Origin of the sequence: Ochrobactrum sp. C6C9, assembly GCF_022627935.1 — a bacterium.
Taxonomy (GTDB): Bacteria; Pseudomonadota; Alphaproteobacteria; order Rhizobiales; family Rhizobiaceae; genus Brucella; species Brucella teleogrylli.
In genome coordinates this window covers 1-17,776 of the sequence record NZ_JABXGB010000022.1, presented here as the reverse complement: position 1 = coordinate 17,776, position 17,776 = coordinate 1, and the positions used below count along the sequence as shown (strand labels likewise).

Genomic DNA, 17,776 nt, shown 5'->3' with positions numbered 1-17,776 from the left:
TCGTTAACCCTGATTGTTGTATTCATAACCCTCCCGTCACTAGTCTGGTTTTCTTATGCAAACGACCCTCACCCGCCGCTCTTTCCTGACGGCAATGACTGCCACTGCGGCTGCCGGTCTCGCCGGTTGCGCCCAGTTGGGACAGAATGTTCCTATCATCGATGTCGATGCGTCCGGCAACCCGATCAACAGAACGCCGCAGGCCAATGTGGATTCGTCCTTTGGCGGCTGGGAGCAGATGTATGCTTCCGTCAACGATGGCGGCTTCCAGCTTCCGGCGATCCCGATCCAGAAGATGGACAAGCGCTATCTGCGTCAGGTCGTACAAGACCCTACCGGTGAAATGCCGGGCACTCTGGTCATCGATACCTCCAACCGCTTCTGCTATCTCGTGCTCGATAATGGTCAGGCGCTGCGCTATGGCGTCGGCATCGGTCGAGAAGGCTTTGCCTGGTCCGGTCGCGCTGTGATCCAGTACAAGCGCCAGTGGCCGCGCTGGACGCCACCGGATGAAATGGTCGCCCGTCAGCCGGAACTGGTCCAGTACAGCGCTGCCAATGGCGGCATGGCTCCGGGCCTCAAGAACCCGCTTGGTGCGCGTGCGCTCTACATCTTCCAGGATGGCAAGGACACGCTCTATCGCCTGCACGGCAATCCGGAATGGTGGTCCATCGGCAAGGCGGTTTCGTCGGGCTGCGTGCGCTTCCTCAACCAGGATATCATCGATCTTTATGATCGTGTGCCGCCGAAGTCTCAGATCCTGGTAATGTAAGTTTAGGGCAATAGGGCAGTAAGGCAGTAGGGCAATATGTTTTGCTTGACTGAAAACTTACTGCCCTATTCACTTACTGCCTTACTGCCTTACTGCCTTACTGCCTTACTTCTTAAAGCTGCCGAGAATGCCGCGCACCAATGCGCGACCCAGCGAATTGCCGACCGTACGCACAACGGACTTCATGGCTGTTTCCGCAACGGTCTGACGACCTGAGCGCTTGCCCGTGCCCAATGCCGTGCCGAGGAGGTCGCCAAGTATTCCGCCGCCGCCTTCTTCCTCCTGCTTGGCTTTCTGTTGCTCGACCGTCGCGTTCTGCGCCTTGCGCGCCAGCATCTCGAATGCTGAATCGCGATCAACAACCGTATCGTACTGACCCGAGACGGGGCTTGCGGCGATGATCCTGGCGCGTTCTTCCGGCGTCAGCGGGCCGATGCGCGACGAAGGCGGGCGAATGAGGGTGCGCTGCACCATGGACGGCACGCCCTTGGCCTGCAAGGTGGAGACCAGCGCTTCACCGGTCGCCAGATTGGTGATCGCGTCGAACGTCTTGAAATCCGGATTGGGACGGAACGTATCGGCGGCGGTTTTCACCGCATTGGTCTCGCGCGGCGTATAGGCGCGCAACGCATGCTGCACACGGTTGCCGAGCTGCGCCAGAACCGTTTCCGGCACGTCGAGCGGGTTCTGCGTCACGAAATAGACGCCGACGCCCTTGGAACGGATCAGACGCACGACCTGTTCGACACGGTCGACCAGCGCTTTCGGCGCTTCATCGAACAGAAGATGCGCCTCGTCGAAGAAAAAGACCAGCCTTGGCTTGTCCGGGTCGCCCACTTCCGGCAGCGCTTCAAACAGTTCCGACATCAGCCAGAGTAGAAACGTCGAATAAAGGCGCGGGCTCATCATCAGCTTGTCGGCGGCAAGCACGCTGACCACGCCGCGCCCGTCCGTCGTCGTGCGCATCAGGTCGGCAATGGTCAAAGCCGGTTCGCCGAAGAATTTGGCCCCACCCTGCTGTTCAAGCACCAGCAGCGAACGCTGCACCGCGCCGACCGACGCCTTGTTGACGTTGCCATATTTGCCGGAAAGCTCGGCGGAACGCTCCGCCATTTCCTTGAGGATGGCTTGCAAATCCTTCAGATCAAGCAGCAGAAGGCCTTCTTCGTCCGAGAGGCGGAAAGCGATATTCAACACGCCTTCCTGCGCTTCCGTGAGATTCATCAGGCGCGACAGCAGCAGCGGCCCCATTTCGGAAATGGTGGCGCGAACCGGGTGTCCCTGCTCGCCGAAAATATCCCAGAAAATGACCGGCGATGCGCGCAGCTCGTAAGGCTTGAGCTTGATTTCCTCGGCCCGCTTGTTCAGGCCGTCATTTGCAACGCCGATAGCGGCAATGCCCGACAGATCGCCCTTGATATCGGCACAGAAGACCGGCACCCCGGCGGCGGAAAAGCTTTCCGCCAACACCTGCAAGGTCACGGTCTTACCCGTACCCGTCGCGCCGGTGACCAGACCGTGCCTGTTGCCATATTTCAGCGCCAGATATTCCGGCTGCTGGTAGGAATCGTCGGGCTTGCGGCTTGCGCCAAGGAAAATTGCATCGTCAGCAGTCATCAGGCGATTTGCTCCTCATTTCGACCGGCACATCCACAGCGCAGTTTTTTCAGATATAACTGCCGCATCGTCATGCGACAACGATAAAGCCCATGCTCCACAGAGAGAACCGGTTTTGCTGTCACAACAGCTGAAAAATTTCCCTATATTTTTGATCCGGACAAGCTTGCAAAGCGATAGCGAGAATGCATATTACGTAAACGTAAGATTTTTGGGAGAGTTTCCATGGAAGAACTGATCGCACGCATCACCTCGAATGTCGGCATCGATGCCGCGACGGCAGAAAAGTCTGTCGGCATGATCCTCGCATTCCTTCAGAAGGAAGGCCCGGCGGATCAGGTTCAGCAGCTTCTGGCCGCTATTCCGGGTGCGGAAGAAGCCGTTGCGCAGGTCAAGGGCGGCGGCTTTCTGTCCAACCTGATGGGTGGCGTGATGGGCCTCGGCTCGCAGCTCATGGGCGCTGGTCTCGGCATGGGTGAAATTTCCGGCGTTGCCAAGGAAACCATTCGCTTCGCCAAGGAAAAGGCTGGCGATGCGCCGGTCGATGCGGTGATCGGCTCGATCCCGGGTCTCGGCCAGTTCGTCTGAGAACGAACACTCTGTAATGAAAAAACCCCGGCAATGCCGGGGTTTTTGTTTATGCTTCTTTGTTTATCGTTCTCGCCCCCACATGGCGGGCGCGTCCTGACAGCCAGCCATTGATACTGGCCCCGACCCACAGAATCACAAAGAAAAGGCCACTTGCGGCAAAGCTTCCCGTCGCGCTGTGAATCATGCCGACGACCAGCGGGCCGATGGCCGCGAGAATGTAGCCGACGCATTGCGCCATGCCGGACAGATGCGCCGCCGTGTGCGAATCCGGCGAGCGCAGCACGATCACCATCATTGCAGCGGCAATCAATCCGCCCTGCCCGATGCCCTGAATGATTGCCAGTATCCAGAAGCTCCATTGCGGCAGATAGAGAAAGCCGATCAGTGCCAGCGATGCACAGGCGCAGAGAAAGACGTTGATAAAGCTCTGGCTTTTCTGACGCACCGCAATGGACGGGATCAGCAGGCATGTCACGACCTGCGCCATGATCGAAAACGACACCAGACCGCCCGCCGCAGCCGGGCTCATACCCCGCTCGCGCAGGATCGGCGCCAGCCAGCCGAACACGATATAGGCCGTCGACGATTGCAGCCCCATGAAAAGCGTCACCTGCCAGGCAAGCGGGTCTTTCCAAAGGCCCACGACGCGGAAGCCCGAATGCGCGACATTGTGCTTGCTGCGCAGCGCCTGCGGCAGCCACAATACCAGAACCAGCGCCGCCGGAATGGCCCAGAACGCCAGAGCGAGATTCCACGAGCCGCCAAGCATGTTCTTGATCGGGATCGTGAAGCCCGCCGCCGAAGCTGCACCACCGCAAAGCGCCATGGTGTAAAGACCGGTCATGATCGCGGCGGTCTTCGGAAAATCGCGCTTCACCACCCCCGGCAGCAGCACATTGCCCATGGCAATCGCCGCCCCGGCAAGTGTTGCGCCCATATAGAGCGACCAGAAAGACCCGATACCGCGCAGCCCGGTGCCGATGGTCAACACAACCAGCACGGCCAGCAGCACGCGCTCGGCACCAAAACGCTGGGCGAGACGCGGCGCGAAGGGCGCGAATGCGCCAAGGCAAACGACCGGCAAGGTGGTCAACACGCCGGCAGCCAGCGACGACATGCCGGTTCCATCGATGATTTCCGGCAAAAGCACCGAAACACTGGAAAAAACCGGACGCAAATTGGCGGCAATCAGCACGAGGCTCAGCCCCAGCAGGATGCGTGAAGCCTTGCTCGGCATTTGCGGCGCAGAGGGCGGCGGAACGCTGTCCGCTTCAGCATCAACAAGCTGTTCCGGCTGCGATGGCATGGTGTACTCCTCCCGTGCTGCGGGGGGCACGGCATTGATGCGGCTCATGATGCGAGCAACCTTTCCAGTTCTTCAATCAGGGGGGCCATAAAACGACGAACCGTCGCGCTGGCCTTGTCCGGGTCGCCGGTCGCGATCGCTTCAACGATCTGGCGATGCGCCTCATAATCCGGTTCCGGCAGTTCGCCATCCAGCGTGGCTTCTATCGATTCGCGGATCGATGCGGAAAAGAAGCCATAAACTTCGATCAGCGCATCATTGCCGGAAGCTGCGGCGATGGCTTCATGGAATGCAAAATCGCGCTCAACGAACGTCGCCCGGTCGGTCTCCTCGCGCAGACCGCGTGAAGCCAGCATAGATTCCAGATGCGCAATCGTCTGCGGCGTTATGCGTTGCGCGGCCAGGCGCGCAGCCTCCACTTCCAGCGCCGCACGCATTTCAAGCCGGTCGCGCAAGCTTGTATGGCGTATGCGGTTCAGACTGCGCGCCGTGTCGGCCCTAGAACGAACATAGGTGCCCGAGCCCTGACGTGTCTCCAGCATGCCCTGTGCCACAAGCGCCCGGACGGCCTCGCGCACCGTGCCACGACTGACACCAAGCCGCGCCGAAAGCTGGGCTTCATTCGGCAGTTGCTCGCCCACAGCCCAGCGCCCCGACGTGATTTCGGAACGAATGGATTGCGTCGCCGCTTCCGTCAGGCTTTTGCGTGAAACCGTCTTCATAGAGCTTGCCAAATTCATCGGATGACTTGATGAATTAGCGGAGCGCGCTAAACCTGTCAACAGGCGCGATTATCTTGTCACAGTCCGGGCTAATCCCGCACTTGCGTGCGCCCGAATATTTTCATTTGGCTTCAAAATGCTCTAACAATTTTCGCGCAGATTGTATTTTCATTCGCAGCCAGCAGGTGCCAGCATGATCACGCTCTACAGCCTTTCCGGAGATCACCTTGAGAAAACGGAAGTCGAACCGGGCACACCATTACCGGACAGCGTGATCTGGATCGATCTTTCCACACCCGGCGTCAATGAAGATCATATTGTCGAAGCGTGGACCGGCATTGCCATCCCCACCCGCGAAGACATGACCGAGATCGAGGAATCGAGCCGCTTTTACATGGAAAACGGCGCACAATATCTCACCGTGCCCATCCTCCATGCCGTCGATCTCGATCATCGCGAACTCGCGCCGGTGACCTTCATATTGCACGGCTCGCGCCTGATTACCGTGCGCTATGCCGACCCCAAATCCTTCACCACCTATATTCTGCGCTCCACCAAGCCGGGTAACGGGCTGATTTCCGCCAAATGCACCGGGCTTTCGATCATGCTCGGCATCACCGAAGCCACCACCAATCGCCTGGCGGATATTCTGGAAGGTGTGGCGGGCAAGATTGACGCCGCTTCGCACTCCATCTATCGCCGCCAGCCGAAGGCGCGACCAATGACGACGCAGGATTTCCGGCACATATTGACCCAGATCGGCGGTCAGGGAACCTTTCTGTCGCGCATGCGTGAAAGTCTTGCAGGCATAAGCCGCATGCTGGTCTATCTTTCAGCAACCAGCAATCCGGCGACGGGAAAAAAGGAAACCCGCTCCTGGATCAAGTCCCTGGAACGCGACATGCAATCGCTGACTGCCTATGTGGATTTTCTGTCCAACAAGGTCACCTTCCTGCTCGACACCATCGTCGGACTAATTTCGGTCGAGCAGAATGCCATCATCAAGATATTCTCCGTCGCCGCCGTGGGCTTCATGCCGCCAACGCTGGTCGCGTCCATCTACGGCATGAACTTTTCCTTCATGCCGGAACTAACATCGCCCTGGGGCTATCCGATGGCGCTCGGATTGATGGTCGCCTCGGCCCTGTTGCCGCTCTATTATTTCCGCCGCAAGGGCTGGCTCTGAGCTCCTTCTCGACAAGGGCGCAACTATGTTATATCATCGGTTATAACATAGGAGAAAAGTCATGAACGTCACTTTGCGCAAGATCGGCAATTCCGAAGGCGTGATCCTGCCCAAGGAAGTGCTCGAACGGCTAAATTTGAAAACCGGCGACAAGCTGCAACTCGTCGAGACGCAGAGCGGTCTTTCGCTGGAACCCGTAGACGACAGTTTCGAGCAGCAGATGGAAGCGGCTCGCAGAGTCATGGACAAATATAAGGTCGCCTTGCAGAAGCTCGCCGAATGAGCTGGCATTTTCTGTCACGTCGCGTTGTTGAAGCCATCCATGTCGAGCAGTTGCAGCGGCATGGAGGCGCGCAGGGGCTGCGCGATGAAAACGCGCTCGAATCCGAGCTGGGGCGGGCGCAGAACAAAGTTGTCTACGGCGATCCCGATCATGCCGACATCGCTGCGGCCTATGTCTTCGGACTGGGTCGCAACCATGCTTTCGTGGATGGCAACAAGCGCACGGCAATTGTTACCGCGGTCACCTTTCTGGCGATCAACGGTTATATGCTCACCGCCGATGACGGTCTGCTCTACAGTTTTACAATGGGTATAGCATCCGGTGAAATCGACGAAAATGGTGCTGCCGCCTTCTTCCGCGATCACAGCGTGGTGGTGGAAGACTAAATTTAAGCCTTGATCGACACGATTTCCCAATCCTTGCCGTTGATCTTCAGCACATCGCCAGCAGGCTTACCGAACAGCATGATGGCGACCGGCGCGACATGCGAGATCTTTCCGCTTGACGGATCGGCCTCATCTTCGCCCACGATGGTCCATGTCCGGCTGTTGCCATCGTCCAGATTTTCCAGCTCCACGGTCATGCCGAACCGCACCACATCGCTGTCGGTATCCGGCACGGACAATTCCGCCGTTTCACGCCGCACCGTCCAATAGCGCAGGTCACGCGATATGCGCGCGATGGCCGAGCGCTCACCGGCGACATTGGCTTCTGCAAGTTCACGCTGGAGACGCGCAATCTCGTCATCCATCATCTTCAGGCCGGTCGGCGTGACAAGATTGCGATGCGGACTGATCGGACGCTCGCCGAGATCGGTCGGCGCATCATCCTGTTCTTTTGTAAACGCTCTGCTCATTCCATGAATGTAGGCGGCGCGTAGCGCCCCGGCAAGCCTTCTCCCCGCTCGGTCCGCGCCATCCAAACCAAGGCACAGTTTTTATTGATTGATGAGTCAATCAAAGATAAAATAGCTCAACAGGTCTGAAAATCGGACAAGGATTGAGACGATGCCGAAGATCGGGATGGAACCCCTGCGGCGGCGTGAACTGATCGACGCCGCCATACGCACCATCGGACAACGCGGTTCGCTGGATGTGACCGTTGCGCAGATCGCCCATGAAGCGGGCGTCTCGCCTGCGCTCGCGCATCATTATTTCGGCGGTAAGGACAAGCTCATCCTCGCCACGATGCGCCATTTGCTGCGCGAACTGGGCCGCGATCTGAATGAGGCTGTGAAGCTGACGGAAACGCCGCGCGAACGCATTGCAGCCATCATCGCCGTCAATTTTTCCGCTGCGCAGTTCACGCAGGAAACCATCGCCGCCTGGTTGACATTCTATGTGCACGCCCAGCAGTCGGAAGACACGCGGCGGCTTTTGCGCATTTATGCGCGCCGCCTGCACTCCAATCTGGTCTTCGCGCTGGAGCAACTCACGGGCCGCGAGCGGGCGCAACGCATTGCTGAAGGTGCGGGCGCGATGATCGACGGGCTTTACATTCGTCATGCGCTCGGCGCCGACGCGCCCGACGCCCAATCCGCCATTGCATTGGTGGAAGATTATATTGCAGTTCAGCTTTCGGTGAGAACATGAGCATGGAAGCGGATTTCGTCATCATCGGCTCCGGCTCCGCCGGTTCGGCCATGGCCTATCGCCTGTCGGAAGACGGGCGCTATTCGGTAATCGTTATTGAATATGGCGTCCCGGATGTCGGGCCTCTGATCCAGATGCCCGCCGCCCTCTCCTTTCCGATGAATATGGAAACCTATGACTGGGGTTTTTCCACCGAGCCGGAACCGCATATTGGCGGGCGCAGCCTTGTCACGCCGCGCGGCAAGGTGCTGGGCGGTTCGTCCTCGATCAACGGTATGGTTTATGTGCGCGGCCATGCCCGCGATTACGACTTCTGGTCGGAAAGCGGCGCGCAGGGCTGGGCCTATGCCGATGTGCTCCCCTATTTCAAGCGCATGGAAAATGCGCATGGTGGGCAAGAGGGCTGGCGCGGAACCGACGGGCCGTTGCATGTCCAACGCGGCAAGCGCGACAATCCGTTGTTTCACGCCTTTGTCGAAGCGGGACATCAGGCCGGTTTTGAAGTGACGGAAGATTATAACGGCCAGAAGCAGGAGGGTTTCGGCCCCATGGAGCAGACGATCTATAATGGTCGTCGCTGGTCTGCGGCCAATGCCTATCTGAAACCGGCGCTGAAGCGCCCCAATGTCAAGCTGGTCAAGGGGCTTGCGCGCAAGATCGTGCTTGAAGGCAAGCGCGCCGTTGGCGTGGAGATCGAGGCGGGACGCAGTTTCTCGACCATCCGCGCGCGGCGCGAGGTGATCATCGCCGCTTCCTCCATCAACTCGCCGAAGCTTTTGATGTTGTCCGGCATCGGTCCGGCGGCGCATCTGAAAGAACACGGCATCGAGGTAGTAGCGGACCGCCCCGGCGTCGGGCAGAACCTGCAAGACCATCTGGAAGTCTATATCCAGCAGGAATGCACCCAACCCATCACGCTTTATTCCAAGCTGAACCTGTTCTCTAAAGCGAAGATCGGTGCCGAATGGCTGTTCTTCAAAACCGGTGACGGCGCGACCAACCATTTTGAATCCGCCGCCTTCGTGCGCTCCAAAGCGGGCGTGGAATATCCCGATATTCAGTATCACTTCCTGCCGGTGGCGATCCGCTATGACGGCAAGGCCGCAGCGCAATCGCACGGTTTCCAAGCCCATGTCGGGCCCATGCGCTCCAAGTCGCGCGGCAGCGTAACGTTGCGTTCCGCCAACCCGCGTGAAAAGCCTGTCATTCAATTCAATTATATGTCGCACGAAGATGACTGGGCCGATTTCCGCCACTGCGTGCGACTGACACGCGAGATTTTCGGGCAAGCGGCCTTCGACCCCTATCGCGGCGCGGAAATCCAGCCCGGCGCGCAAGTGCAGACCGATGATGAAATCGACAATTTCATCCGCGAGCATGTCGAAAGTGCATTCCACCCGTGCGGCACGGTCAAGATGGGAGCGGTTGACGATCCGTTTGCGGTGGTCGATCCTGAATGCCGCGTGATCGGCGTTGAAGGTTTGCGCGTGGCGGATTCATCCATCTTCCCGCGCATCACCAATGGCAATCTCAACGGGCCATCGATCATGGTCGGCGAAAAAGCCTCCGATCATATCCTTGGCCGCACACCGCTGGCACGCTCCAATCAGGAACCGTGGATCAATCCGCGCTGGCAGGTGTCGGACCGCTAGTTAGGGGAGTAAGGGAATAGGGGAATAAGGGAGTATGTTGTTCGCAGCCAAAACATACTCCCTTATTCCCCTACTGCCCTATTCCCTTCTTTTCGAAGGAACACACCATGAAAGCACAACCCAAGGCCTCGCACTTCATCGGCGGGTCATACGTGGAAGACAAAAACGGCAAGCCGCTTCCCGTGATTTATCCGGCGACCGGCGAACAGATCGCCAAGCTTTATTCCGCCACGCCAAGCGTGATCGAAAGCGCCTATGCGGCGGCGATGAAAGCGCAGGAAGCATGGGCGGCGTTGAAGCCCGTCGAACGCGGTCGCATCCTGCGACGGACGGCGGAAATTCTGCGCGAGAAGAACAAGAAACTCTCCAAGCTCGAAACGCTCGATACCGGCAAAGCGCTTCAAGAAACGCTGGTTGCGGACGCGGCTTCGGCTGCCGATGCGCTGGAATTTTTCGGCGGCATCATTTCCGGCTTCAACGGTGAATTCGTGGAACTCGGCGGTTCCTTCGCTTATACGCGGCGCGAAGCGCTGGGCATTTGCGTCGGTATCGGCGCGTGGAACTATCCGATCCAGATCGCCGCGTGGAAATCCGCTCCCGCACTCGCCATGGGCAACGCCTTCATCTTCAAACCATCGGAAAACACGCCCCTTTCGGCCCTTGCTTTGGCGGAAGCCTATCAGGAAGCTGGGCTGCCCGATGGCCTCTTCAATGTCGTTCAGGGCTACGGCGATGTGGGCGCGGCGCTCGTCAATCATCGCCAGACGGCCAAGGTCTCGCTGACCGGCTCGGTTCCGACCGGCAAACGCATCATGGCGCAGGCAGGCGAACATCTGAAACACGTCACGATGGAACTGGGCGGAAAGTCGCCCCTGATCGTGTTCGACGATGCCGATCTCGAAAGCGCCATCGGCGGTGCGATGCTGGGCAATTTCTACTCGACCGGACAGGTCTGCTCCAACGGCACCCGCGTCTTCGTGCATAAGAAGGTTCGCGAGCGTTTTGTCGAGCGGCTGGTCGAGCGCACGCGCAAGATTCGCATCGGCGACCCGCTGGATGAAGCCACCCAGATGGGGCCGCTCGTCAACAGCGCCCAGCGCGACAAGGTTCTCTCCTATATCGAAAAAGGCAAAGCCGAAGGCGCAACGCTTGCCTGCGGCGGCGGCATTCCCAAGCTACAGGGCTTCGATAAGGGTTACTTCATCGAACCGACCGTCTTTACCGACGTGACCGACACCATGACCATCGCGCGCGAAGAAATCTTCGGACCGGTCATGAGCGTTCTGGAATTTTCGGATGAAGATGAAGTCATCGCACGGGCTAACGATACCGAATTCGGTCTGGCGGCGGGTGTTTTCACCGCCGATATCGCGCGCGGTCACCGCGTGATCGGCCAGATCAAGGCAGGCACCTGCTGGATCAACGCCTATAACCTGACGCCCGTGGAAGTGCCGTTCGGCGGTTACAAGCAGTCCGGTATCGGGCGCGAAAACGGCGTTGCAGCCCTTGCCCATTACAGCCAGATCAAGACCGTCTATGTCGAGATGGGCAAAGTCGACAGCCCTTATTGAGCATTCAGGTAACGTGCGCGGTGGCTTACCCGCCGCGCAAATCGATAAAATCAGATCAGGCCACGCGATGCGAGATTACGCATCAGATGCGACGAGCCGAACCGCCACGGGCTGCATTCCGTCGACAGGCGCACGGTGTTGGTCAGCGCACCAAGCTGCGGATTGGAGATGGTCACCACATCGCCGATCTTGTGTGTAAAGCCCTGCCCCGGCGTGTCGCGGTCTTCGACCGGCGCAAACAACGTTCCCATGAACAGCACGAAACCATCGGGATACTGATGGTGCTTGCCGATGGTCTGGGCAACCAGATCCAAAGGATCACGGCTGATTTCCTTCATGGTGCTGCGACCGTTGAGAACATAGCCATCCGGTCCTTCGACCTTCAGCGCCAGTTCCGCCGAGCGCACATCGTCCATCGAATAGGTTTCGTCGAACAGGCGAATGAACGGGCCAACCGAACAGGACGCATTGTTATCCTTGGCCTTGCCGAGCAGCAGGGCCGAACGGCCTTCAACGTCACGCAGGTTCACGTCGTTGCCAAGCGTCGCGCCCTTAACCTGCCCCTGACTGTTGACCGCAAGTACCACTTCCGGCTCCGGGTTGTTCCAGGTGGAAATCGGATGCAGGCCCACTTCCGCACCATGACCGACCGCCGACATGGGCTGGCTCTTGGTGAAGACTTCAGCATCGGGACCAATACCCACTTCAAGATATTGCGACCAGACGCCCTCTTCAATCAGCGCCGCCTTGACGCGGGCCGCTTCTTCCGAGCCTGCCTTGAGGTTGCGCAGGCTATCGCCGATGATTGCGCCGACGCGCTCACGGATTTTCAGCGCCAGTTCGGGATTACCAGCCGCACGTTCCTCGATCACGCGCTCAACCATGGAGCGGGCGAAGGTGACGCCGCAAGCCTTGATCGATTGCAGATCGTTCGGCGCCAAAAGGTGGAGGGTGTTTTCATCACCGGGCTTGCCCGCAAACAATGTCTCCAGCGAACCGATATCCTGTCCGGCGGTTGCACGCACATGAGCCAGCGCATCGTCCAGTTCAAGCAGGTCGCGCATTGTCGGTGCAGTTTTGGTGGTAATGTCGATGACGCGCCCTGCGCGCAAAGTCACCAGAACCGGCCCTTTGGCCGTCGGGCTCCATGCACGCCCGACAAAAGTTCCCGAAGCGAAAGTTTCATTGCTGCTCACGGTATAATGCTCCTCACCGATGTTGTGCGCGGCGCTCCACACCGCATGCTTTCACTGAACCTAAACCGCACTATCACACCCGAAAAGCGTTATCGTTTGGGGTGATTGTGCACTAACAGTTCAGTCAGTGTTTAAGGCATAAGACAAGGAACATATTTGCGCAAAGCAAAAACAGCTGGTTCGGAAATTTGAACAGGGGGATAAGCGTAATTTCAGCCTGACTTCGGCTAGATGCCCGGAACAGGAGATACTGCTCTGCTCCCTTAAAACTGGACCGTTTATAATGACAGTTTTCCGCGCTATTTTCCTGGCTGGAAGAAGGAGTGGAAGGCATGAAAGCATCGAAGTTTTCGGACGCTCAGAAGGTGTTTATTCTCAAGCAGGGAGATGACGGCGTTCCGGTCGCGGAAATCTGTCGCAAGAGCGGGATCAGCCAGGCAACTTATTTCAACTGGAAGAAAAAGTATGCAGGTCTGCTGCCTGATGAGATACGGCGGCTGCGCGCCTTGGATGAGGAAAATACGCGGCTGAAGAGGATTGTTGCAGACCTCACGCTTGATCGGGAGATGTTGCAGGATGTGATCCGCCGAAAACTTTAAGGCCTGCGCGGAAACATGAGCTGGTGGCGGGAATGCTTGTTGATTGGGGAATATCCATCCGACGGGCTTGTGCAGCACTAAGCTTCGAAAGATCGACTATCAATTACAAGTCCCGCCGCACCGTGCAGGCCGCTGTTGAGAAGCGGATCAAAGAGATTGGTGAGACCCGTGTGCGATACGGTTACCGTCGCGTACACGTCCTGCTTCGTCGCGAAGGCTGGACCATCAACATGAAGAAAACACGTCGAATATACAATGAGTTAGGACTTCAGCTCAGGAATAAACATCCGAAACGTCGTGTCAAGGCCAAGCTGCGTGAGGATCGTCAACCAGCGATCGGGCCGAATGATGTTTGGGCGATGGACTTTGTGCATGATCAGCTGGCAACAGGAAAGAAACTCCGGATTCTGACTATTGTCGATACGCATTCACGCTACTCGCCGGCAACCGATCCGCGCTTCAGTTATCGTGGTGAGGATGTCGTTCAGACACTTGAGAAAGTGTGTCGTCGTGCTGGTTATCCGAAGACAATAAGGGTTGATAATGGAAGTGAGTTTGTTTCGCGTGACCTCGATCTGTGGGCCTATGCCAACAAGGTCACACTGGACTTCTCCCGACCCGGAAAGCCGACGGATAACGGGTTCATCGAAGCCTTCAACAGTAAGCTTCGCGCCGAGTGCCTGAACGCACACTGGTTCTTAACGCTTGAAGATGCGCGCGAAAAGTTGGAGAATTGGCGTCGACACTATAATAAGGATCGTCCTCACTCGGCAATCGGATATAACGTGCCGATTGCCTTGCATAATCCCGATGGCGTCATCAGCCCGCCATTGGCATAGGAGCCGGAAAATTCTAATTCCCGGCGGTCCAATCTTGGGGCTCAGTGCAAAAACCCGGAAAATTCCAGTTCTCCGTGGTCCAAATTCGCGGTGCACATCAATAAATATCTTACCAATACCATCAATTGAAATAATGATCAATAAATTCAAGAATTCGTTCTCTTGGCATATCGTATTCCGAGAGCATATCCGATCTTTCTGAGATTTTGATTAACGTCTCGGTACCAATTTTTGCACTATTCTTGAAATTGTAAATGTTTTTATTGCGAACCGCTTGGATGCGCTGTTGCCAATGATGTGTGGGCAACGACAGAGTTTGATTAATCCCCGCTTGAAGGCCATTAACATCCACAATAACACCCACTTCGGACCGCAAGCTTTCTTCGACAGCAGGCAGGTTGAGCTTAAGCAAGTCGACTGAACTCACCTTCCTAGGTGCATCAATGAATACGACAGGACGTTCAGTACAAAACGCGTACTCCAGAGCGACGCCGGACCAATCAGAAACCATCAAATCGGCCATCCAAAAAGACTTAAACTCCCGGTTAGGGTTTTCAATTGTCATCATGCCATTAGAAGAGCGCGCGATTGCTCGCAGCTTGGCCATCGTAACCTTGTCCCTGTCGAAAAGATGAGGATGCGGCCGGATTATAAGTTTGTAGCCAAGCTGCATGATCGCGTGGCATATAGTATCGCCATGCATCTTCAAAAGGTTCTCAGGGTGCCACGACGGCGCCAAGAGTATCGTTTTACGGTTCTCTGAGGTGCTCTTTCTTCCCTCGAAATTAAATGCAAGTTCATCGAGTTTCGGATAGCCGATTTGAAAAACAGTAGCCGGACGCAAGCCTCGTGCCAATTTGATAGCCTTCACCTCTCTCTCATGGTGCGGGCCGCACGCAAAAAAATGCGTGTATGTGTCGAATGCGTCGTCACCATAAACCGCATGCATACTTACGAGCGAGTGATACAAATGTACTGTTAAGAGTTCTGGCCGAACAGAGCTTGGGTGCAGGTGGGAGGCCGGTGTGACAAGATACGGTATACGCAACCAGTTCAAGCAAAACGACAACCATCTTTTGTCCAGAAGGAAGACGTGCACATTCTTCATCTGGTTTCGTTTGCGGTAGGCCGGGTGCGAACGATCCGATACGAGCAGACAAACTGGGCGCCTCAATGCCACTTGCTTGATAAGCTCTCCAGAGAACTGGTGATGCGACGGGAATAGATCTAGGAAACAGAGTCTAACTCCATTCACCTCGCCAGTAGCATTAATCCGGTCCATAATCATCTCGAACCGCTTTAACAGGTATTTATTTCTACATTTCTGGTAATTAACCCGGAAAAATTTTGATATCTTTTCTGCAGTGCTTGTCGTCATTGCCGCACTACCTTTTTGCCGCAATACATCTTCCGACAAGAGCGTCTTCCGATTTATACTTAGCGAGACCCTTACCTATTATTTCATACAAAATTTCAAAACCATTTTCAGATATATACTGACAGAGGTCTTCATGTCGAATATATCTTCGGTAGTGATTGCCGAATATCTTGTTATTTTCTTCATCACCGGAGCATCGGTACTCTAATGCTAATACCGAACCTTCCTTCAGTATATCAGAGGCAAGCGACACAAACTGACGCTCTTGTTCATCGGTAATAGCATGGAGAAAAAACCGAGCATACAAAAGAGTTTTTGTTTCAGTGGAGCCAAACAACCCTTCCTCCAGCGGATCGCCTATCGCAAATTTTCTAAACAAAATATTGTCTCGGCAGTTGCGGGATTGACAAAGATTTATCGCCACTTCTGAGGCGTCAAACGCAAGAACGTCTTTTCCCTGCGATGCAAAAAACTCTGCATCTCGTCCGTTCCCGCAACCAAACTCTATAACCTTCGTTGCGAAAGACGCTTCACCGAGCGCGAACGCAGCAAATTGAGATGGGTAGATCGGTGAACTTGTGTCGACGTTTGTGTAGAATTGGTCCCAGTACTCCGATTGGTGAGTTCTCATATTAACATTGCCTTCCCATGCAAACGCGCAGACCCAGACCCAGACCCAGACCCAGACCCAGACCCAGACCCAGACCCAGACCCAGACCCAGACCCAGACCCAGACCTTCTGTCATGCCAAGCCGCCAAGTCAAGCTCATATTTCGCATCCGAAACGGGGGCCGTTCATCCTGCAATTATACCCATTACTCTTTTGCGGCGGGCTAGGAGCAACAAGTTAGCTGTCTGTGCGGGGGATCAAACCCCGTGATCAAGCCAAGCATCTATCTGATGCGGTCAAACAAATACCCCCATGAAATTGCGCCAACAATAAAGGAATCTAAGATCTGTCTTAATAGGCCAATCCATTTTCCTAAATATCAGCCGTTACAGAGCTGATTAGCTTTCTACCGTGCTTACCAACATAGATTTCGTAGACTGGAAGCGGAGCGGAACCATGCTCGCCAAAAGATGCCGACATGCAGTCCGCTAGACTAGACGACCCCTGGTAATCGCAGAGCGCTTTCTGGAGCTTCCCAGTTACAGTAAATTTAACAAGACCAAGTCGCCGTGCAGCCGCCTCGTATAATTTTGGATCGCTGTAAGGCCAAAACTTATCGACAATGATTATATCAGGGGTGAGAGATACAACTGTCTCAACCGTATTGTCAGGCGTGAACTGAAAACTATTGTATGCTTTCCCAAACGGCGCGCTGTTGAGAGGCAAATTCGCAGAATATACCGCCGTAATATCCCTAGTTGCATGTGAACTGATTTCATTCATCGTATCAACAGCGGCAGTTTGCGAAAATGACGACGAAGACGCGACAGAACCGAGCGTAGTGACGCTATTGTATCCTGCGAGCCCAATTAACCCAAAGACCATGACCAAGGTAGTTGGCAGCTTCACTTTTCTGGGCACAAGCGTAGGAAGCGCGGCAATGACCACCAGACTAGTCGGCAATGCTGGATACAGATACGACCTAAGAAAAAAGAACTTAAGCATAAATATCAGAACAAAAAGAAACCCAAAGTTTGCCAAGGCGCAAGCTTTTAGGAATTGCGAACGAGATTTGACAAAAACCACTACAGAAGCGACAAGCGCAAGAAGAAACCAAGGATCCGAAAATACCAGTATTCTTGCCCATTGACCGGATGAGTATAACAGAGAACTGCTTATATGAAGATGATGAGTATGAATTGCTACCTGTTTACTAAAAAAACCTTGAAAATCCAATATGATGTATGGATCAGACAAGAAAACGGTCGCCAGACCAACACATGTAAACGTAACCGCATGCAGTATGAATGCGTGTATTTTCCTCTCGGACCCCATTAGGGTTTAGAAGCCGAGATACAGGGGAATGATCAGATATATCAGGAAAGGCTGCTTGGATAAAAAAGCAAGCAACGCCATCGCCCAACCAATCAATAAGGACAGATGACTACTTGACTGCTCATATCTGGCGCATGCAATCAGAGCGACAGTAGCAAAAAAAAAGCCCGAACGCTTCAGGGTGAATTTGGTATGAGAAAACGACAAAAGGCGCCCATAAGGCCACGAAGACCAACAGCGATACGGCGACAGCTTTGTTAACATCTAGACGCGTCAGTAATGCTCCCATACCAACGAGGCCAGATATCGACATGATAAAGGACAAGGATCGCGCAAGCGCACCTTTGGTTTCGAAATCTACATTCTCAGCGAACCATATCACCCAAATGCTCAGACTGTTCCCCGGCCATCCGTATATAGATGTGTGGTACATGAGAGACTGATTGAATTGTATGCGCCGTCTCTGCCCCATTGATTTTGGGTTTGCGCTTGAACTTTTGCGGTTTCGCTCATTCGATGAATGAGCG

Annotated in this window: 18 protein-coding genes; 9 read left to right on the top strand and 9 right to left on the bottom strand. The window is 55.5% G+C overall.

Annotated elements, in window-relative coordinates:
* The first annotated feature begins 55 nt into the window (after window positions 1–55).
* Window positions 56–772 carry a L,D-transpeptidase gene (locus HWD97_RS17035; protein ID WP_109368578.1) on the top strand — a complete coding sequence of 239 codons (717 nt, stop codon included), beginning with the start codon at window positions 56–58 and terminating at the stop codon, window positions 770–772.
* A 105-nt stretch (window positions 773–877) separates the two neighbouring features.
* Here the strand turns inward: HWD97_RS17035 and HWD97_RS17030 are convergent, their stop codons facing one another.
* Window positions 878–2,389 (bottom strand): helicase HerA-like C-terminal domain-containing protein, encoded by a 1,512-nt coding sequence (locus HWD97_RS17030; protein ID WP_371835287.1) that lies wholly within the window; start codon window positions 2,387–2,389, stop codon window positions 878–880.
* A 225-nt stretch (window positions 2,390–2,614) separates the two neighbouring features.
* Between HWD97_RS17030 and HWD97_RS17025 the strand changes: the two genes are divergently transcribed.
* On the top strand, window positions 2,615–2,977 hold the full coding sequence (locus HWD97_RS17025; protein WP_109368576.1) for a hypothetical protein: 363 nt from the start codon (window positions 2,615–2,617) through the stop codon (window positions 2,975–2,977).
* A gap of 49 nt (window positions 2,978–3,026) precedes the next feature.
* On the opposite strand, the gene HWD97_RS17020 is transcribed toward HWD97_RS17025, so the two are convergent.
* Window positions 3,027–4,286 carry a CynX/NimT family MFS transporter gene (locus HWD97_RS17020; RefSeq protein WP_371835323.1) on the bottom strand — a complete coding sequence of 420 codons (1,260 nt, stop codon included), beginning with the start codon at window positions 4,284–4,286 and terminating at the stop codon, window positions 3,027–3,029.
* A gap of 44 nt (window positions 4,287–4,330) precedes the next feature.
* Window positions 4,331–5,008: a FadR/GntR family transcriptional regulator gene (locus HWD97_RS17015; protein WP_371835286.1), complete on the bottom strand. Its 678-nt coding sequence runs from the start codon at window positions 5,006–5,008 to the stop codon at window positions 4,331–4,333.
* Window positions 5,009–5,201: 193 nt separating this feature from the next.
* Here HWD97_RS17015 and HWD97_RS17010 point away from each other — a divergent pair, with 193 nt between their 5' ends.
* From HWD97_RS17010 to HWD97_RS17000, 3 genes are all read left to right on the top strand, one after another.
* A complete protein-coding gene (locus HWD97_RS17010) occupies window positions 5,202–6,194 on the top strand; it encodes a magnesium transporter CorA family protein (protein ID WP_109370193.1) in 993 nt (330 codons plus the stop codon).
* Window positions 6,195–6,255: 61 nt separating this feature from the next.
* Window positions 6,256–6,477, top strand: a complete 222-nt coding sequence (locus tag HWD97_RS17005) for an AbrB/MazE/SpoVT family DNA-binding domain-containing protein (protein ID WP_109368573.1) — start codon at window positions 6,256–6,258, stop codon at window positions 6,475–6,477.
* Window positions 6,474–6,863: a type II toxin-antitoxin system death-on-curing family toxin gene (locus HWD97_RS17000; protein ID WP_140024904.1), complete on the top strand. Its 390-nt coding sequence runs from the start codon at window positions 6,474–6,476 to the stop codon at window positions 6,861–6,863. The genes HWD97_RS17005 and HWD97_RS17000 overlap by 4 nt, the downstream gene beginning before the upstream one ends.
* A 2-nt stretch (window positions 6,864–6,865) precedes the next feature.
* Here the strand turns inward: HWD97_RS17000 and HWD97_RS16995 are convergent, their stop codons facing one another.
* Complete coding sequence (locus tag HWD97_RS16995; protein ID WP_371835285.1) at window positions 6,866–7,333, bottom strand: GreA/GreB family elongation factor; 468 nt, start codon at window positions 7,331–7,333, stop codon at window positions 6,866–6,868.
* 151 nt (window positions 7,334–7,484) lie between these two features.
* On the opposite strand from HWD97_RS16995, the gene betI reads away from it, so the two are divergent.
* The 3 genes from betI (at window position 7,485) to betB (ending at window position 11,292) form a co-directional block, all read left to right on the top strand.
* Window positions 7,485–8,069, top strand: coding sequence for a transcriptional regulator BetI (gene betI, locus HWD97_RS16990; protein WP_371835284.1), 585 nt, complete (start codon window positions 7,485–7,487; stop codon window positions 8,067–8,069).
* 2 nt (window positions 8,070–8,071) lie between these two features.
* Complete coding sequence (gene betA / locus HWD97_RS16985; RefSeq protein WP_339440994.1) at window positions 8,072–9,721, top strand: choline dehydrogenase; 1,650 nt, start codon at window positions 8,072–8,074, stop codon at window positions 9,719–9,721.
* A 107-nt stretch (window positions 9,722–9,828) separates the two neighbouring features.
* A complete protein-coding gene (gene betB / locus HWD97_RS16980; protein WP_339439886.1) occupies window positions 9,829–11,292 on the top strand; it encodes a betaine-aldehyde dehydrogenase in 1,464 nt (487 codons plus the stop codon).
* A gap of 50 nt (window positions 11,293–11,342) precedes the next feature.
* On the opposite strand, the gene HWD97_RS16975 is transcribed toward betB, so the two are convergent.
* A complete protein-coding gene (locus HWD97_RS16975) occupies window positions 11,343–12,488 on the bottom strand; it encodes a fumarylacetoacetate hydrolase family protein (RefSeq protein WP_371835283.1) in 1,146 nt (381 codons plus the stop codon).
* A gap of 332 nt (window positions 12,489–12,820) precedes the next feature.
* Here HWD97_RS16975 and HWD97_RS16970 point away from each other — a divergent pair.
* Window positions 12,821–13,926, top strand: a protein-coding gene (locus HWD97_RS16970) for an IS3 family transposase (RefSeq protein ID WP_371835282.1) whose coding sequence is annotated in 2 segments (ribosomal slippage) — window positions 12,821–13,082 and window positions 13,082–13,926 — 1,107 coding nt in all. Because the reading frame shifts where the segments join, the coding sequence is not laid out codon by codon here.
* A 121-nt stretch (window positions 13,927–14,047) separates the two neighbouring features.
* On the opposite strand, the gene HWD97_RS16965 is transcribed toward HWD97_RS16970, so the two are convergent.
* The 4 genes from HWD97_RS16965 to HWD97_RS16950 all read right to left on the bottom strand — a co-directional run bounded on the left by HWD97_RS16965 (window position 14,048) and on the right by HWD97_RS16950 (window position 17,171).
* A complete protein-coding gene (locus HWD97_RS16965) occupies window positions 14,048–15,343 on the bottom strand; it encodes a CDP-glycerol glycerophosphotransferase family protein (protein WP_371835281.1) in 1,296 nt (431 codons plus the stop codon).
* Window positions 15,312–15,935, bottom strand: a complete 624-nt coding sequence (locus tag HWD97_RS16960) for a class I SAM-dependent methyltransferase (protein ID WP_371835280.1) — start codon at window positions 15,933–15,935, stop codon at window positions 15,312–15,314. Before HWD97_RS16960 ends, HWD97_RS16965 begins: the two co-directional genes overlap by 32 nt.
* Before the next feature lies 1 nt (window position 15,936).
* The gene (locus HWD97_RS16955; RefSeq protein ID WP_371835279.1) at window positions 15,937–16,074 is read right to left on the bottom strand and encodes a hypothetical protein; all 138 of its coding nucleotides are present in this window, start codon (window positions 16,072–16,074) and stop codon (window positions 15,937–15,939) included.
* Between the two features lie 212 nt (window positions 16,075–16,286).
* On the bottom strand, window positions 16,287–17,171 hold the full coding sequence (locus tag HWD97_RS16950) for a hypothetical protein (RefSeq protein WP_371835278.1): 885 nt from the start codon (window positions 17,169–17,171) through the stop codon (window positions 16,287–16,289).
* Window positions 17,172–17,776 lie beyond the last annotated feature (605 nt).

Coding starts and splice junctions, on each gene's coding strand:
- HWD97_RS17035 (WP_109368578.1), top strand. CDS start 56: ATGCAAACGACCCTCACCCGCCGCTCTTTCCTGACGGCAATGACTGCC.
- HWD97_RS17030 (WP_371835287.1), bottom strand. CDS start 2,389: ATGACTGCTGACGATGCAATTTTCCTTGGCGCAAGCCGCAAGCCCGAC.
- HWD97_RS17025 (WP_109368576.1), top strand. CDS start 2,615: ATGGAAGAACTGATCGCACGCATCACCTCGAATGTCGGCATCGATGCC.
- HWD97_RS17020 (WP_371835323.1), bottom strand. CDS start 4,286: ATGCCATCGCAGCCGGAACAGCTTGTTGATGCTGAAGCGGACAGCGTT.
- HWD97_RS17015 (WP_371835286.1), bottom strand. CDS start 5,008: ATGAAGACGGTTTCACGCAAAAGCCTGACGGAAGCGGCGACGCAATCC.
- HWD97_RS17010 (WP_109370193.1), top strand. CDS start 5,202: ATGATCACGCTCTACAGCCTTTCCGGAGATCACCTTGAGAAAACGGAA.
- HWD97_RS17005 (WP_109368573.1), top strand. CDS start 6,256: ATGAACGTCACTTTGCGCAAGATCGGCAATTCCGAAGGCGTGATCCTG.
- HWD97_RS17000 (WP_140024904.1), top strand. CDS start 6,474: ATGAGCTGGCATTTTCTGTCACGTCGCGTTGTTGAAGCCATCCATGTC.
- HWD97_RS16995 (WP_371835285.1), bottom strand. CDS start 7,333: ATGAGCAGAGCGTTTACAAAAGAACAGGATGATGCGCCGACCGATCTC.
- betI (WP_371835284.1), top strand. CDS start 7,485: ATGCCGAAGATCGGGATGGAACCCCTGCGGCGGCGTGAACTGATCGAC.
- betA (WP_339440994.1), top strand. CDS start 8,072: ATGGAAGCGGATTTCGTCATCATCGGCTCCGGCTCCGCCGGTTCGGCC.
- betB (WP_339439886.1), top strand. CDS start 9,829: ATGAAAGCACAACCCAAGGCCTCGCACTTCATCGGCGGGTCATACGTG.
- HWD97_RS16960 (WP_371835280.1), bottom strand. CDS start 15,935: ATGAGAACTCACCAATCGGAGTACTGGGACCAATTCTACACAAACGTC.
- HWD97_RS16955 (WP_371835279.1), bottom strand. CDS start 16,074: ATGAGCTTGACTTGGCGGCTTGGCATGACAGAAGGTCTGGGTCTGGGT.